The sequence below is a fragment of the Gottfriedia solisilvae genome (assembly GCF_002128405.1).
GTDB classification, from domain to species: Bacteria; Bacillota; Bacilli; order Bacillales; family Bacillaceae_G; genus Gottfriedia; species Gottfriedia solisilvae.
In genome coordinates this window covers 1-658 of sequence record NZ_NETJ01000019.1, presented here as the reverse complement: position 1 = coordinate 658, position 658 = coordinate 1, and the positions used below count along the sequence as shown (strand labels likewise).

Annotated in this window: 1 rRNA gene; it reads right to left on the bottom strand. The window is 53.6% G+C overall.

The features are described 5' to 3' along the window. A 23S ribosomal RNA gene (locus CAB05_RS21780) occupies positions 1-658 on the bottom strand; the annotation flags it as partial.

Below are 658 nucleotides of genomic sequence, written 5' to 3'. Positions count from 1 at the left end.
CACTAAGCCCGACTTTCGTCCCTGCTCGACTTGTAGGTCTCGCAGTCAAGCTCCCTTATGCCTTTACACTCTTCGAATGATTTCCAACCATTCTGAGGGAACCTTTGGGCGCCTCCGTTACTCTTTAGGAGGCGACCGCCCCAGTCAAACTGCCCACCTGACACTGTCTCCGAGCCGGATAACGGCTCTAGGTTAGAATTTCAATACAGCCAGGGTAGTATCCCACCGACGCCTCCACCGAAGCTGGCGCTCCGGCTTCTCAGGCTCCTACCTATCCTGTACAAGCTGTACCAAAATTCAATATCAAGCTGCAGTAAAGCTCCACGGGGTCTTTCCGTCCTGTCGCGGGTAACCTGCATCTTCACAGGTACTATAATTTCACCGAGTCTATGGTTGAGACAGTGCCCAAATCGTTACGCCTTTCGTGCGGGTCGGAACTTACCCGACAAGGAATTTCGCTACCTTAGGACCGTTATAGTTACGGCCGCCGTTTACTGGGGCTTCAATTCAGAGCTTCTCCCGTAAGGGATAACCCCTCCTCTTAACCTTCCAGCACCGGGCAGGCGTCAGCCCCTATACTTCGCCTTACGGCTTCGCAGAGACCTGTGTTTTTGCTAAACAGTCGCTTGGGCCTTTTCACTGCGGCTCTCCCGGGCTT